Origin of the sequence: Salmonella sp. 2020_1395 (assembly GCF_043848115.1) — a bacterium.
Classification (GTDB): domain Bacteria; phylum Pseudomonadota; class Gammaproteobacteria; order Enterobacterales; family Enterobacteriaceae; genus Salmonella; species Salmonella enterica.
The window spans coordinates 66,328-84,605 of record NZ_JBCMFH010000010.1; the positions used below are offsets into that span (position 1 = coordinate 66,328).

At 52.0% G+C, this 18,278-nt stretch carries 14 protein-coding genes; 10 read left to right on the forward strand and 4 right to left on the reverse strand.

Translation table 11 applies throughout. The annotated features are described in order from the left end of the window. The first annotated feature begins 197 nt into the window (after positions 1–197). The 3 genes from pepN (at position 198) to zapC (ending at position 4,736) form a co-directional block, all read left to right on the forward strand. The gene (pepN, locus tag ACH0WD_RS16735; protein WP_000193776.1) at positions 198–2,810 is read left to right on the forward strand and encodes an aminopeptidase N; all 2,613 of its coding nucleotides are present in this window, start codon (positions 198–200) and stop codon (positions 2,808–2,810) included. 207 nt (positions 2,811–3,017) lie between these two features. After that, positions 3,018–4,028 (forward strand): quinone-dependent dihydroorotate dehydrogenase, encoded by a 1,011-nt coding sequence (gene pyrD, locus ACH0WD_RS16740; protein WP_000291723.1) that lies wholly within the window; start codon positions 3,018–3,020, stop codon positions 4,026–4,028. 165 nt (positions 4,029–4,193) lie between these two features. Beyond that, positions 4,194–4,736 (forward strand): cell division protein ZapC, encoded by a 543-nt coding sequence (gene zapC, locus ACH0WD_RS16745; RefSeq protein ID WP_001220671.1) that lies wholly within the window; start codon positions 4,194–4,196, stop codon positions 4,734–4,736. On the opposite strand, the gene ACH0WD_RS16750 is transcribed toward zapC, so the two are convergent. Next, positions 4,733–5,842, reverse strand: coding sequence for a YcbX family protein (locus ACH0WD_RS16750; RefSeq protein ID WP_000224081.1), 1,110 nt, complete (start codon positions 5,840–5,842; stop codon positions 4,733–4,735). The genes zapC and ACH0WD_RS16750 overlap by 4 nt on opposite strands. A 98-nt stretch (positions 5,843–5,940) precedes the next feature. Between ACH0WD_RS16750 and rlmKL the strand changes: the two genes are divergently transcribed. From rlmKL to rmf, 6 genes are all read left to right on the forward strand, one after another. Beyond that, on the forward strand, positions 5,941–8,049 hold the full coding sequence (gene rlmKL / locus ACH0WD_RS16755; protein ID WP_001086485.1) for a bifunctional 23S rRNA (guanine(2069)-N(7))-methyltransferase RlmK/23S rRNA (guanine(2445)-N(2))-methyltransferase RlmL: 2,109 nt from the start codon (positions 5,941–5,943) through the stop codon (positions 8,047–8,049). 12 nt (positions 8,050–8,061) lie between these two features. Further along, positions 8,062–9,969: an ABC transporter ATP-binding protein gene (locus ACH0WD_RS16760; protein WP_000053051.1), complete on the forward strand. Its 1,908-nt coding sequence runs from the start codon at positions 8,062–8,064 to the stop codon at positions 9,967–9,969. Positions 9,970–9,983: 14 nt separating this feature from the next. Continuing rightward, a complete protein-coding gene (gene pqiA, locus ACH0WD_RS16765) occupies positions 9,984–11,237 on the forward strand; it encodes a membrane integrity-associated transporter subunit PqiA (RefSeq protein WP_000333152.1) in 1,254 nt (417 codons plus the stop codon). Positions 11,238–11,241: 4 nt separating this feature from the next. Beyond that, on the forward strand, positions 11,242–12,882 hold the full coding sequence (pqiB, locus tag ACH0WD_RS16770; protein ID WP_000433414.1) for an intermembrane transport protein PqiB: 1,641 nt from the start codon (positions 11,242–11,244) through the stop codon (positions 12,880–12,882). Next, positions 12,879–13,442 (forward strand): membrane integrity-associated transporter subunit PqiC, encoded by a 564-nt coding sequence (gene pqiC / locus ACH0WD_RS16775; RefSeq protein WP_000759136.1) that lies wholly within the window; start codon positions 12,879–12,881, stop codon positions 13,440–13,442. Before pqiB ends, pqiC begins: the two co-directional genes overlap by 4 nt. Before the next feature lie 255 nt (positions 13,443–13,697). Further along, on the forward strand, positions 13,698–13,865 hold the full coding sequence (rmf, locus tag ACH0WD_RS16780; RefSeq protein ID WP_001537784.1) for a ribosome modulation factor: 168 nt from the start codon (positions 13,698–13,700) through the stop codon (positions 13,863–13,865). Between the two features lie 99 nt (positions 13,866–13,964). Here rmf and fabA read toward each other — a convergent pair whose 3' ends face one another. Together fabA and ACH0WD_RS16790 are read right to left on the reverse strand one after the other, a co-directional pair. Beyond that, entirely contained in the window at positions 13,965–14,483 is a 519-nt protein-coding gene (gene fabA / locus ACH0WD_RS16785; RefSeq protein WP_000227928.1) for a bifunctional 3-hydroxydecanoyl-ACP dehydratase/trans-2-decenoyl-ACP isomerase, read from the reverse strand. Positions 14,484–14,551: 68 nt separating this feature from the next. Then, positions 14,552–16,312 (reverse strand): Lon protease family protein, encoded by a 1,761-nt coding sequence (locus tag ACH0WD_RS16790; RefSeq protein ID WP_000156447.1) that lies wholly within the window; start codon positions 16,310–16,312, stop codon positions 14,552–14,554. 185 nt (positions 16,313–16,497) lie between these two features. On the opposite strand from ACH0WD_RS16790, the gene matP reads away from it, so the two are divergent. After that, complete coding sequence (matP, locus tag ACH0WD_RS16795; RefSeq protein WP_000877172.1) at positions 16,498–16,950, forward strand: macrodomain Ter protein MatP; 453 nt, start codon at positions 16,498–16,500, stop codon at positions 16,948–16,950. A gap of 71 nt (positions 16,951–17,021) precedes the next feature. On the opposite strand, the gene ompA is transcribed toward matP, so the two are convergent. Then, entirely contained in the window at positions 17,022–18,080 is a 1,059-nt protein-coding gene (ompA, locus tag ACH0WD_RS16800) for a porin OmpA (protein WP_001747676.1), read from the reverse strand. Positions 18,081–18,278: the final 198 nt, after the last annotated feature.

Sequence of the window (18,278 nt, forward strand, 5' to 3'; positions counted from 1 at the left end):
ACCTTGTTTAGCGATTTATTGAACCCCGATCACACCATAAGCTGTCTTTAGGGTCGAGCGCATTTCGTGCCCCATGTTATAAAAATGTAGCAAATAGGCCGTTTGTGCCTGAAAAGATGAACATTCTGCGTAGCGCGATTTGCGCAACAGGAATAGACTGGAGTCGACACTCTACACAAAGATGCGAAAGGTTTTTTATGACACAACAGCCACAAGCCAAATACCGCCATGACTATCGCGCGCCGGATTACCAGATTACTGATATTGACTTGACCTTTGACCTCGATGCCGAAAAAACCGTGGTCACCGCAATAAGCCAGGCTGTTCGTCATGGCGCGCCTGATGCGCCTCTTCGCCTTGATGGGGAAGATTTAACGCTGGTATCTATCCACGTCAACGATGCGCCGTGGACAGCATATAAGGAAGAAGAGGGCGCGCTTATCATCAGCGACCTGCCAGAGCGTTTTACGTTACGCATTGTCAACGAGATAAGTCCGGCGGCGAATACGGCGCTGGAAGGATTGTACCAGTCCGGCGATGCGCTCTGTACCCAGTGTGAAGCGGAGGGCTTCCGCCATATTACCTGGTATCTTGACCGCCCGGACGTACTGGCGCGATTTACCACCAAAATTATTGCCGATAAAAGCAAATATCCGTTCCTGCTTTCCAATGGCAACCGTGTTGCGCAGGGTGAACTGGAGAATGGCCGTCACTGGGTTCAGTGGCAAGATCCGTTCCCGAAACCGTGTTATCTGTTTGCGCTGGTGGCCGGTGATTTTGACGTGCTGCGCGATACCTTTACCACCCGCTCCGGGCGTGAAGTCGCATTAGAACTGTACGTTGACCGTGGCAATCTGGATCGCGCGCCGTGGGCAATGACTTCGCTGAAAAATTCCATGAAATGGGATGAAACGCGTTTTGGGCTCGAATATGACCTCGACATCTATATGATTGTCGCGGTGGATTTCTTTAATATGGGCGCGATGGAGAATAAAGGTCTCAATATCTTTAACTCCAAATACGTGCTGGCGCGAACCGATACCGCGACGGATAAAGATTATCTCGATATTGAGCGCGTGATAGGTCATGAGTATTTCCACAACTGGACCGGCAACCGCGTCACCTGCCGCGACTGGTTCCAGTTGAGCCTGAAAGAGGGGCTAACCGTGTTCCGCGATCAGGAGTTTAGCTCTGATTTGGGGTCACGCGCGGTGAACCGCATCAGTAACGTGCGTACCATGCGCGGTTTACAATTCGCGGAAGACGCCAGCCCGATGGCGCATCCTATCCGCCCGGATAAAGTAATCGAAATGAATAACTTTTACACCCTCACCGTTTATGAAAAGGGTGCGGAAGTCATTCGCATGATCCACACGTTGCTGGGTGAGGAAAATTTCCAGAAGGGGATGCAGCTTTATTTTGAGCGCCATGACGGCAGCGCCGCGACGTGTGATGACTTCGTACAGGCGATGGAAGATGCTTCTAATGTCGATTTGTCCCATTTCCGCCGCTGGTACAGTCAGTCCGGCACGCCGATTGTAACGGTAAAAGATGATTATAATCCGGAAACCGAGCAGTACACGTTGACCATCAGCCAGCGTACTCCGGCGACGGCGGATCAGGCGGAGAAGCAGCCGCTGCATATTCCATTCGCCATCGAACTGTACGATAACGAAGGCAACGTCATTCCGTTGCAAAAAGGCGGTCACCCGGTCAATGCCGTGCTGAACGTCACGCAGGCGGAGCAGACATTTACCTTCGATAATGTTTACTTCCAACCTGTTCCGGCCTTGCTGTGCGAGTTTTCAGCGCCGGTGAAACTGGAATATAAATGGAGCGATCAGCAGTTGACGTTCCTGATGCGCCATGCGCGCAATGATTTCTCCCGTTGGGATGCGGCGCAAAGTCTGCTGGCCACATACATTAAACTGAATGTGGCGCGTCATCAGCAGGGGCAACCGCTATCGCTTCCGGTGCATGTCGCTGATGCGTTCCGCGCAGTACTGTTGGATGAGAAAATCGATCCGGCGTTGGCCGCAGAAATTTTAACGCTGCCTTCGGCCAATGAAATTGCGGAGCTGTTTGAGGTCATTGACCCGATCGCCATTGCGCAAGTTCGTGAAGCGCTAACGCGTACGCTGGCGGCAGAACTGGCGGATGAGTTCCTGGCTATCTATAACGCCAATCATCTGGATGAGTATCGTGTTGATCACGGCGATATCGGTAAGCGCACGCTGCGCAATGCTTGCCTGCGCTTCCTGGCGTTCGGCGAGACGGAGCTGGCTAATACGCTGGTCAGCAAACAGTATCGCGACGCCAATAATATGACCGATGCGCTGGCGGCCCTGTCTGCTGCGGTGGCGGCGCAGTTGCCGTGCCGCGATACGCTGATGCAAGAGTATGACGATAAGTGGCATCAGGACGGCCTGGTGATGGATAAATGGTTTATCCTGCAATCCACAAGCCCGGCGGAAAATGTACTGGAAACCGTACGCAGCCTGCTCAAACACCGTTCTTTCAGTATGAGCAACCCGAACCGCATCCGTTCATTAATTGGCGCGTTTGCTGGCAGCAACCCGGCGGCGTTCCATGCGCAAGACGGTAGCGGATACCAGTTCCTGGTCGAAATGCTGACCGATCTGAATAGCCGTAACCCGCAGGTAGCATCTCGCCTCATTGAACCGCTGATTCGTCTGAAACGTTATGATGATAAGCGTCAGGAGAAAATGCGCGCGGCGTTGGAGCAGTTAAAAGGACTGGAGAATCTTTCCGGCGATCTGTACGAGAAGATAACTAAAGCGTTAGCCTGACAGTATCCGTTATAAAGAGGTAAGACATGCCCGGTAAGCGTTAGCGCTGCCGGGTATTTTTTTGCCGGACGATGACGCTCGCTGGCGAAACGTGAAGTGAGAATGAAGGAAAACGATTGCTATTTATTGCCGTAGGTCAATTCCCTTTTGCTTTGTTATCGCCCATAATACGCCCCCGGTTTGCACACCGGGAATCCAGGAGAGTTCATGTACTATCCCTTCGTTCGTAAAGCCCTTTTCCAGCTCGATCCAGAGCGCGCTCATGAATTTACATTTCAACAATTACGCCGCATTACAGGTACGCCGCTGGAAGCGCTGGTGCGCCAGAAAGTACCGACAAAGCCGGTTACCTGCATGGGACTTACCTTTAAAAATCCACTGGGGCTGGCTGCCGGTCTGGATAAAGACGGGGAGTGCATCGACGCGTTAGGCGCGATGGGGTTTGGCTCCCTGGAAATCGGCACCGTGACGCCGCGCCCACAGCCGGGTAACGATAAGCCGCGTCTTTTTCGTCTGGTGGATGCTGAAGGTCTCATCAATCGGATGGGCTTTAATAATCTGGGCGTCGATAACCTGGTCGAGAATGTTAAAAAAGCCCATTTTGATGGTATTCTGGGAATTAACATCGGTAAAAATAAAGATACACCTGTCGAAAATGGCAAAGATGACTACCTGATTTGTATGGAAAAAGTCTATGCTTATGCGGGTTATATCGCCATTAATATTTCTTCGCCGAATACGCCAGGGCTACGTACGCTCCAGTATGGCGATGCGCTGGACGATCTGTTAACTGCCATTAAAAATAAGCAAAACGATCTTCAGGCGATCCATCATAAATATGTGCCGGTAGCAGTAAAGATCGCGCCGGATCTTTGTGAAGAGGAATTGATCCAGGTTGCCGATAGCCTGCTTCGTCATAATATTGATGGGGTGATTGCGACAAATACCACCCTCGATCGTTCTCTGGTACAAGGAATGAAAAATTGCCAGCAAACGGGGGGATTAAGTGGCCGGCCATTACAATTAAAAAGCACAGAAATTATTCGCCGTTTATCCCAGGAGTTAAAAGGACAATTGCCTATTATCGGCGTCGGCGGCATTGACTCAGTTATCGCCGCGCGCGAGAAGATAGCGGCAGGAGCTACGCTGGTACAAATTTATTCCGGTTTTATTTTTAAAGGCCCGCCATTGATTAAAGAAATCGTAACGCACATCTAAACTTTAGCCTTTATCAGACAACCAGGGCTTTATTTCCGGCGCTGGTTGTTTTATATTTCTCCACTGTTGCTTATTTAGACATTTTAGGCTTTTATTATTGGGGTAATAAACGAAGCGGCAAAAGGACAATGCTGTTACGAGTTGCTTAAAAGCGGGAGAGAGGTAATGCGAATTAAACCTGACGATAACTGGCGCTGGTATTATGATGAAGAGCACGATCGTATGATGCTCGATCTCGCCAATGGCATGCTTTTTCGCTCGCGCTTCTCTCGTAAAATGCTTACGCCGGACGCGTTTTGCCCGACCGGTTTTTGTGTGGATGATGCCGCGCTCTATTTTTCCTTTGAAGAAAAATGCCGGGATTTCGAATTAACCAAAGAGCAACGCGCGGAGTTGGTGTTGAATGCGCTGGTGGCGATTCGCTATCTCAAACCGCAGATGCCAAAAAGCTGGCATTTTGTAGCGCATGGCGAAATGTGGACCCCGGGAACGGGCGATGCCGCAAGCGTCTGGTTAAGCGATACGGCGGAACAGGTTAATTTGCTGGTCGTTGAGCCGGGAGAAAATGCCGCGTTGTGTCTGCTGGCCCAGCCGGGCGTGGTGATAGCAGGCCGAACCATGCAGCTTGGCGATGCGATTAAAATTATGAACGACAGGCTGAAACCGCAGGTTCACTGTCACAGTTTCAGCCTTGAACAAGCGGTTTAATTTTCCAGTCGTAACGCGGTCTTAGGCACGCAGCTACAGCTCAGAATCGTACCATCGTCACCCATAGCCGATTTTTTCAGCGGACTTACTTCGCCTTCCAGCAAACGTATCCGGCAGCAACCACAGATACCAGCCCGGCAAGAATACGGAATACGAATCCCCTGATTCTCCAACTGTTCCAGTAGTACCTGTTGATTATTCCCGCAGAAGGTTTGCCCCTGCCAGTCGATGGTTACACTCGCGTCCGGATGTTTCTCTGGCGTAACGCTGTCGTCGAGCGTTGTGGCGCCATAAGCTTTTGCCGGCGCTGTCGCCAGTATCTCCACCTCATCGCCGACGCGAATGACGCCGCTATTGCGGGCAATCAAATTCTGACCGAAATCCACATCGCCATTGTCCTGGGCGGTACGAAAAGCTTGCAGTGTCGCCAGCGGTTCGCCGGAAGGATGTTTTTGCCCCTTTTCAGGGCTGACGGTCGTAAAAATACAGCGGCTACAGGGCTTCACGACGTCAAAAATCACATCGCCAATGCGAAGCACTTTCCAGCTATCTTCCTCCCAGGCCGTTACGCCGGAAACCACTAAGTTTGGGCGAAATTGTTCCATTTGTACGCCTGCCGGACAGCGCTGTTGCAGATCGCGCAGCGAGGCTTCGTTGGTCAATAAATACGGGTAGCCATCGGCAAATCCCAGCGGCACCGCGTTATGCCGTTTAACCCGGCGCGTCAACTGCGGCCCAACCCAGCGCAACTGGACATCGCGGGAGAAAAAGCCGCTCAACCATTGATTAATCGCCGTCGGGGCGACGCGAGCGGTAAAATGGTTTCCCCAGACCTCGGTCGGCGCATCCTGCGGGGTGAAATCCGTAAAGCGAACCAGCGCGCTACTGCCGTCTGGCGCGGTCAAATGGAGGCCGTCGTGTAAGGGAGAAGGGGTAAAACGTACCATTTGTGGAAACTGGCGGGCGGTAATAAATGTGCCGTCAGGCTCGGTCACCATGAAGATGCGATCAAAAGCCAGGCCGCTGATATCTGCCAGCGCATGAGTCAGGCCAATGCCGCGCATGGATTTGACCGGATGAATAAAGAGCCGTGATAACGTCGCCACCGTACAGTCCCTCAAATGAAAATAAGCCTTCAACTTTATGACATGGGCGTGAGATTAGCTATAATGCGCAACAATTTTCTTAGCGTAAAAGTGACAATATGAATTCTCTGTTTGCCAGTACGGCCCGCGGGCTGGAAGAGCTGTTAAAAACTGAACTGGAAAAACTGGGCGCCGTAGGGTGTCAGGTTGTTCAGGGTGGGGTCCATTTTCAGGGCGACACGCGGCTTATTTACCAGAGCCTGATGTGGAGCCGCCTGGCCTCGCGTATTATCCTGCCGATGGGTGAGTGCAAGGTCTACAGCGATCTCGATCTTTACCTCGGCGTTCAGGCGATAAACTGGACAGAGATTTTTAATCCTGGCGCGACGTTTGCGGTGCATTTCAGCGGCCTGAACGACACCATCCGTAATAGTCAGTATGGCGCGATGAAAGTTAAAGACGCGATTGTCGATGCGTTTACGCGGAAAAATCTTCCGCGTCCAAATGTGGACCGCGAATCGCCGGACCTCCGTATTAACGTCTGGCTGAATAAAGAAACTGCCAGCATTGCGCTGGATCTCAGTGGTGATGGCCTGCACCTGCGCGGTTATCGCGATCGCACCGGGCTGGCGCCAATTAAAGAGACGCTGGCGGCAGCGATTGTTATGCGTTCCGGCTGGCAACCAGGTACGCCGCTGCTCGACCCTATGTGTGGTTCGGGGACACTGTTGATTGAGGCCGCGATGTGGGCGACCGATCGCGCGCCGGGACTGCACCGTGGTCACTGGGGATTTAGCGGCTGGGCGCAGCATGACGAAACTATCTGGCAGGAAGTGAAAGCCGAAGCGCAGACCCGGGCGCGTAAGGGGCTGGCGGAGTATTCCTCTCATTTCTACGGTTCCGACAGCGATGCGCGCGTCATTGAGCGGGCGCGCAGCAACGCCCGTCGCGCCGGTATCGGCGAGCTTATCACCTTTGAAGTGAAAGATGTGGCGCAACTGAGTAATCCATTGCCGAAAGGCCCGTATGGTACGGTGATCAGTAACCCGCCTTACGGCGAACGTCTGGACAGCGAACCGGCGCTGATTGCGTTGCACAGCCTGCTGGGCCGTACCATGAAAAATCAGTTTGGCGGCTGGAACCTGTCGCTGTTCAGCGCTTCGCCCGATTTGCTGGGCAGCCTGCAATTACGTGCCGACAAACAGTTTAAAGCCAAGAATGGCCCGCTGGACTGCGTGCAGAAAAACTATCATATTGCGGAAACCACGGCAGACAGTAAGCCGGCGACGGTGGCGGAAGATTACGCTAATCGCCTGCGTAAAAATCTTAAAAAGCTGGAGAAATGGGCGCGCCAGGAAGGGATTGAATGCTATCGCTTGTATGATGCCGACCTGCCGGAATATAACGTGGCGGTAGACCGTTACGGCGACTGGGCGGTGATTCAGGAATATGCGCCGCCGAAAACGGTGGATGCGCAAAAAGCGCGGCAACGTCTGTTCGATATTATTGCGGCAACCTTGTCAGTGCTCGGTATTCCGCCGAATAAACTGGTGTTAAAAACCCGCGAACGGCAAAAAGGAAAAAACCAGTATCAGAAAATGAGCGAGAAGGGCGAGTTCCTTGAGGTCAGCGAATATAATGCGCGCTTATGGGTAAATCTGACGGATTATCTCGACACCGGTCTGTTCCTCGATCACCGTATTGCCCGCAGAATGCTGGGAGAAATGAGCAAAGGCAAAGATTTCCTGAATCTCTTTTCTTATACCGGCAGCGCCAGTGTACATGCGGGTCTGGGCGGCGCGCGCAGCACCACAACGGTGGATATGTCCCGCACCTATTTGGAGTGGGCCGAACGTAATTTGCGTCTGAACGGACTGAGCGGCCGCGCGCATCGCCTGATTCAGGCCGACTGCCTGGGCTGGCTGCGCGAGGCGAATGAACAGTTCGATTTGATCTTTATCGATCCGCCGACGTTCTCTAACTCAAAACGTATGGAAGAGTCGTTTGATGTTCAGCGCGATCATGTCGCGTTAATGAAAGATTTAAAACGCCTGCTGCGTAAAGGCGGCACCATCATGTTCTCAAATAATAAGCGCGGATTCCGTATGGATCTGGAAGGGCTGGCTGAGCTGGGGCTTACCGCACAAGAAATTACGCAAAAAACGCTTTCCCCGGATTTTGCCCGTAACCGTCAGATTCATAACTGCTGGCTGATCCGCGCCGCCTGAAAGGAAAAGTAAATGTCATTAATCAGTATGCATGGCGCATGGCTGTCGTTCAGCGACGCGCCGCTTCTCGATAACGCAGAGTTGCATATCGAAGATAACGAACGCGTCTGTCTGGTGGGGCGTAACGGCGCCGGGAAATCCACCTTGATGAAGATCCTCAACCGCGAACAGGGTCTGGACGATGGGCGTATTATTTATGAGCAGGATCTGATCGTCGCGCGTCTGCAACAGGACCCGCCCCGTAATATTGCGGGCAGCGTCTATGACTTTGTCGCCGAAGGTATCGAAGAACAAGCGGAATACCTCAAGCGCTATCATGAGATTTCCCGTCTGGTGATGACCGATCCCAGCGAGAAAAACCTCAATGAAATGGCGCGCGTACAGGAACAGCTCGATCATCATAATCTGTGGCAGCTGGAAAACCGTATTAATGAAGTGCTGGAGCAGCTTGGACTCGATCCTAACGCCGCGCTGTCGTCGCTCTCCGGCGGCTGGCTGCGTAAAGCCGCGCTGGGTCGGGCGCTGGTCAGCAATCCGCGCGTATTGTTACTGGATGAACCGACTAACCATCTGGATATCGAAACTATCGACTGGCTGGAAGGGTTTCTGAAAACCTTTAACGGAACGATTATTTTTATCTCTCACGATCGTTCGTTTATTCGCAATATGGCAACCCGCATTGTCGATCTCGATCGTGGCAAACTGGTCACCTATCCGGGAAATTACGATCAATACCTGCTGGAGAAAGAAGAAGCGCTGCGCGTAGAAGAATTACAAAACGCGGAATTTGATCGCAAACTGGCGCAGGAAGAAGTCTGGATTCGCCAGGGTATCAAGGCGCGCCGCACCCGTAATGAAGGGCGCGTGCGGGCGTTAAAAGCGATGCGTCGTGAACGCAGCGAGCGCCGGGAAGTGATGGGCACGGCGAAGATGCAGGTCGAAGAGGCGACGCGCTCCGGTAAAATCGTTTTTGAGATGGAAAACGTCGATTACCAGGTAGAAGGAAAACAACTGGTAAAAGATTTCTCCGCTCAGGTACAGCGCGGCGACAAAATTGCGTTAATTGGCCCGAACGGCTGCGGTAAAACCACGCTACTGAAACTGATGCTGGGACAGCTTCAGGCTGATAGCGGGCGCATTCACGTGGGAACGAAGCTGGAAGTCGCCTACTTCGATCAGCATCGCGCCGAACTGGATCCGGAAAAAACCGTGATGGATAACCTTGCGGAAGGCAAGCAAGAGGTGATGGTAAACGGTAAGCCGCGCCATGTACTGGGCTATTTGCAGGACTTCCTGTTTCACCCCAAACGGGCGATGACACCCGTCCGCGCGCTTTCCGGCGGCGAACGTAACCGTCTGCTGCTGGCACGGCTGTTCCTCAAGCCGAGCAATCTTTTAATTCTCGATGAACCAACGAACGATCTTGACGTCGAAACGCTGGAACTATTAGAAGAATTAATTGATGGCTATCAGGGCACGGTACTACTGGTCAGCCACGATCGGCAATTTGTCGATAATACCGTGACGGAATGCTGGATTTTCGAGGGCGGCGGCAAAATCGGACGTTATATCGGCGGCTACCATGATGCGCGTGCGCAGCAAGAGCAGCATCTGGCGACGAAACAGCCGATGGCGAAAAAAAATGAGGAAGTTATTGCCCCTAAAGCAGAAATTGTAAAACGTGGCAGTAGCAAACTAAGCTATAAACTGCAGCGCGAGCTGGAGCAGTTACCCGGTCAGCTTGAAGACCTGGAAGCGAAGCTGGAAGCGCTACAGGCGCAGGTTGCGGATGCGGCCTTTTTTAGCCAACCCCATGAGCAAACGCAGAAAGTTCTGGCCGATTTAAGTCAGGCGGAGCAAGAACTTGAGCAAGCCTTCGAACGTTGGGAGTATCTTGAAGGCCTGAAAAACGGGGCATAACGAAAGGAGCGCCTATGTGTGAACATCACCATGCTGCGAAGCACATATTGTGCCCGCAATGCGACATGCTGGTGGCTTTACCCCGCCTCTCGCATGGGCAAAAAGCAGCATGTCCACGATGCGGCGCAACGTTAACGACTGAGTGGGACGCGCCCCGGCAGCGTCCTACCGCCTATGCGTTAGCGGCACTATTTATGTTGCTGCTTTCTAACCTTTTTCCCTTCGTGAATATGAATGTCGCGGGCGTCACCAGCGAAGTCACGCTTCTGGAAATCCCCGGCGTCATGTTTTCTGAAGATTACGCCAGCCTCGGCACGTTCTTTTTATTATTTGTCCAACTGGTGCCGGCATTTTGCCTGGTGACTATTCTATTACTTGTCAACCGCGCCAGTCTGCCGTTGTCGGTAAAAAAAACGCTGGCAAGGATCTTTTTCCTCCTCAAATCGTGGGGAATGGCGGAAATATTTCTCGCCGGGGTGTTGGTCAGTTTTGTTAAGCTGATGGCCTACGGCGATATCGGCATCGGTAGCAGCTTTATTCCCTGGTGCTTATTTTGTCTCGTTCAACTGCGGGCGTTCCAGTGTGTCGATCGCCGCTGGCTGTGGGATGATATCGCCCCGCAGCCTGCACTGGCGCAGCCGTTAACGCCGGGGATTACCGGTATCCGGCAGTCTTTGCGTTCTTGCGCCTGCTGTACGGCGATCCTGCCTGCGGAGAGTCTCGTCTGTCCGCGTTGCCATACGAAAGGCTATGTCCGGCGTAAAAACAGTTTGCAGTGGACGCTGGCGTTATTATTTACCTCGATCATGCTTTATCTGCCCGCCAATATTTTGCCGATTATGATTACCGACTTACTGGGCTCGAAAATGCCGTCGACCATTCTGGCTGGCGTGATTTTGCTGTGGAGCGAGGGGTCTTATCCGGTGGCGGCGGTTATCTTTCTCGCCAGTATTATGGTGCCGACGCTAAAAATGATCGCTATTGCCTGGCTTTGTTGGGATGCGAAAGGCCACGGTAAGCGCGACAGTGAACGGATGCATTTTATTTATGAAGTAGTGGAGTTTGTGGGGCGCTGGTCAATGATTGATGTCTTTGTCATTGCCGTACTCTCTGCGCTGGTGCGTATGGGAGGGTTAATGAATATTTATCCTGCGATGGGTGCGTTGATGTTTGCTTTAGTCGTCATAATGACAATGTTTTCTGCGATGACCTTTGATCCGCGTCTGTCGTGGGATCGTGAATACGAACCAGGCCATGAGGAGTCCTGATAGCATGGAACCTAAAAAAGGGGAAGCCAAAGTACAAAAGGTGAAAAATTGGTCGCCTGTCTGGATATTCCCGATTGTTACTGCGCTTATCGGAGCCTGGATTCTGTTTTATCACTACAGCCACCAGGGACCGGAAGTTACCTTAATTACCACCAATGCGGAAGGCATTGAAGGCGGAAAAACGACGATCAAAAGTCGCAGCGTGGATGTCGGCGTGGTTGAAAGCGCGACGCTGACTGACGATCTGACGCATGTACAAATCAAAGCGCGGCTTCATTCCGGTATGGAAAAGTTGCTGCATAAAGACTCGGTATTTTGGGTGGTAAAACCGCAGGTGGGGCGTGAAGGCATCAGCGGGCTTGGGACGCTGCTATCAGGCGCGTATATTGAACTACAACCAGGAAGTAAGGGTAGTCAGCCGGAAAGCTATCAGCTTCTTGACTCACCGCCGTTGGCGCCGCCCGATGCCAAAGGTATTCGTGTGATTCTGGACAGCAAAAAGGCCGGTCAGCTCAGTCCTGGCGATCCCGTTCTTTTCCGGGGCTATCGGGTAGGATCCGTTGAAACCAGCTCTTTCGATCCGCAAAAACGGACAATGAGTTATCAGTTGTTCATTAAGGCGCCAAACGATCGATTGGTCACCAGTAATGTCCGATTCTGGAAAGATAGCGGTATCGCTGTGGATCTGACATCGGCGGGAATGCGCGTGGAAATGGGATCGTTGACGACGTTGTTTGGCGGCGGCGTGAGTTTTGATGTGCCGGAAGGACTTGAGCAGGGGCAACCCGTCGCCGAAAAAACGGCGTTTAACCTCTACGACGATCAAAAAAGTATTCAGGATTCGCTGTATACCGATCATATCGATTACCTGATGTTCTTTAAAGATTCGGTGCGCGGATTACAACCCGGCGCGCCGCTGGAGTTCCGCGGTATTCGTCTGGGGACGGTAAGCAAAGTACCTTTCTTTGCGTCTAAAATGCGCCAGGTATTTAACGACGATTACCGTATTCCTGTGCTGGTGCGCATTGAACCGGAGCGTCTGAAAGCGCAATTGGGAGAAAATGCGGATGTTGGCGCGCATTTGACGGAACTGCTTAAGCGCGGTTTACGCGCTTCGCTTAAAACCGGTAACCTGGTGACCGGGGCGCTGTATGTCGATCTGGACTTTTATCCTAAGGAGCCGCCGATCACCGGGCTACGCGAATTTGATGGTTATGAAATTATTCCCACCGTCAGCAGCGGCCTGGCGCAAATTCAACAGCGACTGGTGGAAACGTTGGATAAGATCAACAACCTGCCGCTGAATCCGATGATTGAACAAGCGACCAATACGCTGTCTGAAAGCCAGCGTACTATGCGTCGGCTGCAAACCACGCTGGATAATATGAACAAGATTACCTCCAGTCAGTCGATGCAGCAGCTTCCGGCGGATATGCAAACGACGTTACGCGAACTTAACCGCAGTATGCAAGGCTTCCAGCCTGGATCGGCGGCGTATAACAAAATGGTGGCGGATATGCAGCGTCTCGATCAGGTGCTTCGTGAGTTACAACCGGTGTTGAAAACTCTGAACGAGAAGAGCAACGCGCTGGTATTTGAAGCGAAGGATAAAAAAGATCCTGAGCCTAAGAGGGCGAAACAATGAAAAAATGGCTAGTCGTGATAATGGCGTTCTGGCTGGCGTCATGTAGCTCCGGCGGAGAGAATAAAAGCTATTATCAGCTCCCGATAGCGCAAAGCGGTGTGCAAAGCACCGCAAGCCAGGGCAACCGTCTCTTATGGGTAGAGCAGGTTTCCGTACCTGACTATCTGGCAGGTAACGGCGTGGTGTATCAAACCAGTGATGTCCAGTATGTGATTGCCAATAACAATCTGTGGGCCAGCCCGCTGGATCAGCAATTGCGTAACACGCTGGTGGCGAATCTTAGCGCCCGGCTTCCTGGCTGGGTCGTCGCTTCCCAGCCGTTGGGAACCACCCAGGATACGTTGAACGTTACCGTAACCGGATTCCATGGACGTTACGATGGTAAGGTTATCGTCAGCGGGGAGTGGTTATTAAACCACAACGGACAACTGATTAAGCGGCCTTTCCATATCGAAGCCAGCCAGCAGAAAGATGGCTATGATGAGATGGTCAAAGTACTGGCAAGCGCATGGAGTCAGGAAGCAGCCGCTATCGCAGATGAGATAAAGCGCCTTCCCTGAGATAAAAGTAATGTAAATTTAACCGCTTCAGGTCGTGCGCCTGAGGCGGTTTTTTTATTTTTGACGCCGGAAAAATAGTTGTTATGGCTCACATTTTTTGTACAAATGATTTACCGTATAGCTCACAAATATGACATTGGTGTGAATTTTGCGCATTGACGGGCGATCCATTTAGAGGTATTCGTGTAGTGTGATTGCACATTTTGTAATCACTGTTTTCTTTTCCACCAGATACAAATATGAGGGAAACGAGGCATGAAGAGACAAAAACGAGATCGCCTGGAACGGGCACATCAACGTGGATATCAGGCCGGCATCGCCGGACGATCAAAAGAAATGTGTCCCTATCAGACGCTGAATCAACGGTCATACTGGTTGGGAGGTTGGCGACAAGCCATGGAGGACAGGGCGGTAATGGCCTGATTCTGTCTCTTTAGAAAAAGAAACCTCCGCACTGCGGAGGTTTCGCCTTTATTGGCTTTGCAAGCATGATACCGATAGCGCGGAATATCAATTCAACACTTAGAACGCGGAAGTATCCTGGAACAAACCGACTTTCAAATCGTGAGCGGTATAGATCAGACGACCATCCACCAGAACCTCACCGTCCGCCAGGCCCATGATCAGGCGACGGTTTACGATACGTTTGAAATGAATGCGATAGGTGACTTTCCTGGCTGTCGGCAGAACCTGGCCGGTAAATTTCACTTCGCCCACGCCCAGAGCGCGGCCTTTGCCTTCGCCGCCCAACCAGCCCAGGTAGAATCCCACCAATTGCCACATAGCATCCAGACCCAGACAACCGGGCATCACCGGATCGCCGATAAAGTGGCATCCGAAGAACCATAGATCCGGATTGATATCCAGCTCGGCTTCGACATAGCCTTTGTCGAAATTGCCGCCCGTTTCGGTCATCTTAACGACGCGGTCCATCATCAGCATGTTCGGCGCAGGGAGTTGCGGCCCTTTAGCGCCAAACAGTTCACCACGACCAGAGGCAAGAAGGTCTTCTTTTGTATAGGATTCGCGTTTATCTACCATGTTTTATGTAAACCTTATTTTATTGAAGCACGCAGGATAGCTAACACGTGTACGCTGGACAAGTCCGATCAGTTCGGAATAAAAGCGTTCAGCCAACGTAATGGCCACGGGAAACGATGACGGCCTTCCTGTTGCGTCGCCTGCGCGATACGCTCCTGGATAGTCTGCATCAACGTCGTTTGACCTTCGCCATCCCACACCAGATTTAACAGTAACGGTAAGGCGTCGGTCACGTCGTCTACCGCCCAGATAGTGAACTTCTCTTCTTTAACCGCTTGCAGCAGTTCAGATTTAAGACTGAGATGGCGGACGTTGGCGGCAGGGATAATTACGCCCTGTTTACCGTTTAATTCCCGCTGCTCGCAGATGGCGAAGAAACCTTCAATTTTTTCGTTTAGCCCGCCCACCGGTTGCGCGCGACCAAACTGATCGACCGAGCCGGTAATCGCAATGTTTTGATTCACTGGCACATTGGCCAGCGCGCTGATGAGCGCACATAATTCCGCCATTGAGGCGCTATCGCCATCCACTTCGCTGTAGGACTGCTCAAAGGTTAACGAGGCAGAGAAGGGAATTTGTTGCTCCAGCTGCAACTCAGACATCAGGAAGGCCTGCATAATCATCATTCCCTTAGCGTGGATATTCCCGCCAAGTTCGGCCTTGCGCTCAATATCGTTAAATTCGCCATCGCCGATATGCACAACACAGCTAATTCGCGACGGTTCGCCAAAGGCGCGCGGATGTCCGGGAAACTCAATGACGGAAAGCGCATTGATTTGTCCAACGCGTTCGCCTTCGGTTTCAATCAGGATCTGCTCTTGCAGAATCTCATCCTGCATCCGCTCCGCCAGAAAGCCTTCTCGCCATTCGCGTCGGGCAAGCATCAGACTGAGCGCTTCTGCGCCGCAGGTATCGCCTTCGCATAAAGGCGCCGCTTCCTTAAACTGGCGGGCTATCCACAGTGGGCAAAGAGGCAGCGTATCCTGTTCGCCGGTATAGCGCACAGCCTCGCGTATCAGGACGGGCCAGGCGTCCGGTGCCGGGGGCGGCAAATTATCGCGTAAAGCGATACGCGTCACCCATTGACACCACAGGGTCATAGCTTCTGCGTCCGCTATCTGTAAATTGTCTTCAAATTCACTGTAGATAGCCTGTTCCGCGAGCTCCGGTTCCATCTCCTGAAAATCAGCCAGTGATTCACGTTCGCCAACCAGAATCACCTTCAGTTTGAGCGGCATGGATGGCACGGAGACCGGTAATGGACGCGACTCGTCAAAGGCCACCCAGTCAAAACGCTCGCGGCTAACGATGGCTTTCAGACGCATCCACAGTAACGGCTGCGCCAGAAGGGTTCGTAAGGAAATAATCAGCACGCCGCCGTTCGCCTGATGAACCAGTCCCGGCTGCAGGATAATGTCGCCGTTATACTGCCGCAGGCAACCAAAGAGCTGTTCGGCTTCGACCCAGTCCGCGCTGACGACTTGTGTGACGGTGGCAAAGTTGTCTTGCGCATTCTGCGCGGCGCGGTAATGAACAGTATGCCCGGAAACGTCATAATGTCCGCCGGTTAATTGTCCGGCATCGGTTTGCAGAGCGCGGACGGCATCTGAAAGTAAAGTGAGATACTCTTGCTCTTCAGGCGCTTTAGTCAGCATAAAAGAGGATGATGCCCACGGCTGTATAAGTTGCTCAAGCGCAAATTGCAGTCGTGGCTGAGTATCACTGAGTAAGGTGTCGTTTTCGTCAGTCGCGTGTGGCTGTGCAAATATCTCCTGATAGCTTTCGCTATCCGGAACCAGATCACGCCATGCAAGTTTCGTAATGGTCAAAGTTGAGGTTTTTTAGTCTGTTGTAAAAGGGGGGATTATAGCCTAACCCGTCACGCTGCACACGCGGAAAGCGAATGCAAAGTAATATGAAGACGTGTAACCATTCACAGGTTCGAGATTCTTTTCTTCAGATGGCTAAAAAACTGATATTCTGATAACAGTTACACGGTAACGTTGGGATCGCAATGAAATATCAACAACTTGAAAATCTTGAAAGCGGTTGGAAATGGAAATATCTGGTGAAAAAGCACCGCGAAGGGGAGTTGATCACCCGCTACGTGGAAGCCAGTGCTGCCCAGGAAGCCGTCAATTTGTTGTTGGCCCTCGAAAATGAACCGGTGCGGGTAAACGTCTGGATAGACAGGCATATGAATCCTGCCTTGCTTAATCGGATGAAACAAACCATTCGGGCAAGACGCAAACGACACTTCAATGCGGAACATCAGCATACGCGCAAAAAATCTATCGATTTAGAGTTTATGGTCTGGCAGCGTCTGGCGGGCCTTGCGCAGCGACGCGGTAAAACATTATCCGAAACGATAGTGCAACTGATAGAAGACGCGGAGCATAAAGAGAAATATGCCACGCAAATGACCACGTTAAAGCAGGATTTACAGGCGTTATTAGGCAAGAAGTAACGCTGAAAGGCGTTGTCACCCAGACCAGAGCAAAAAACCCCGCGACGCGGGGTTTTTTATCAGACGGAAACTTAAGCCTGCGGCTGAGTTACCACGTCTTTAACGCCTTTAACTTCGATCTCTACGCGACGATCCGGAGCCAGGCAATCGATCAGGGCAGCGCGAGGTTTCACGTTGTCACAGGTGTTGCCGGTAACCGGGTTAGATTCGCCCATACCACGTGCGGAGATTTTGTCAGACGGAATACCTTTGGAGATCAGGTAATCAACAACAGATTGAGCACGTTTCTCGGACAGACCCTGGTTGTAAGCGTCAGAACCGATACGGTCAGTGAAGCCCAGAACGACAACGGAACCGTCTTTCGGATCCAGGTTGCTCAGCTGGCTGTACAGCTGATCCAGAGCCTGCTGGCCTTCCGGCTTCAGGGTAGATTTGTTGAAGTTGAACAGTACGTCAGACTTCAGAGTGAAGTGCTTGGTCTGTACTTCCGGAGCCGGTGCCGGTGCCGGTGCTACTACCGGAGCAGCTTCTTGCTGGCCGAAACGGTAGGAAACACCTACGCTCAGCAGGCCGTTGTCCGGACGGGTGCCGATGGTGTTGGCATCACCGATGTTGTTAGTCCACTGGTATTCCAGACGGGTTGCGATTTCAGGGGTGATAGCATACTCGATACCGCCCGCGAATACCGGGGAAACGCCGGTGTCGTGGTCTTTATTAGACGCGCCGCCAGGGCCAGGGACGTTAGACTTGGTGTCTGCACGCCATACCATACCACCCAGACGGGTATAAACGTCCAGATCGTCAGTGATTGGATAACCCAGTTTAGCGGTCAACTGAACGCCCTGAGCTTTATAAGCGCCATTGATGTTGTCGCCTTTGTACGGCATACGGCCTAACCAGTCGTAGCCCATTTCAAAGCCAACGTACGGGTTAACCTGGTAACCACCAAAAGCACCTGCGCCCAGTTGGTTTTCATGAGTCGGGCCATCATTGTTAATGAAGCCGGTGTCATGGTACTGAGACCAGCCCAGTTTAGCACCAGCGTACCAGGTGTTATCTTTCGGAGCGGCCTGCGCTACGGTAGCGAAACCAGCCAGTGCCACTGCAATCGCGATAGCTGTCTTTTTCATTTTTTGCGCCTCGTTATCATCCAAAATACGCCATGAATATCTCCAACGAGATAACACGGTTAAATCCTTCACCGGGGGATCTGCTCAATAGTTACTCTACCGATATCTACGGCTTATGCTGAGCACCCCTGGCGATGTAAAGTCTACAACGTAGTTGGAAACTTACAAGTGTGAACTCCGTCAGACATGTGAAAAAAA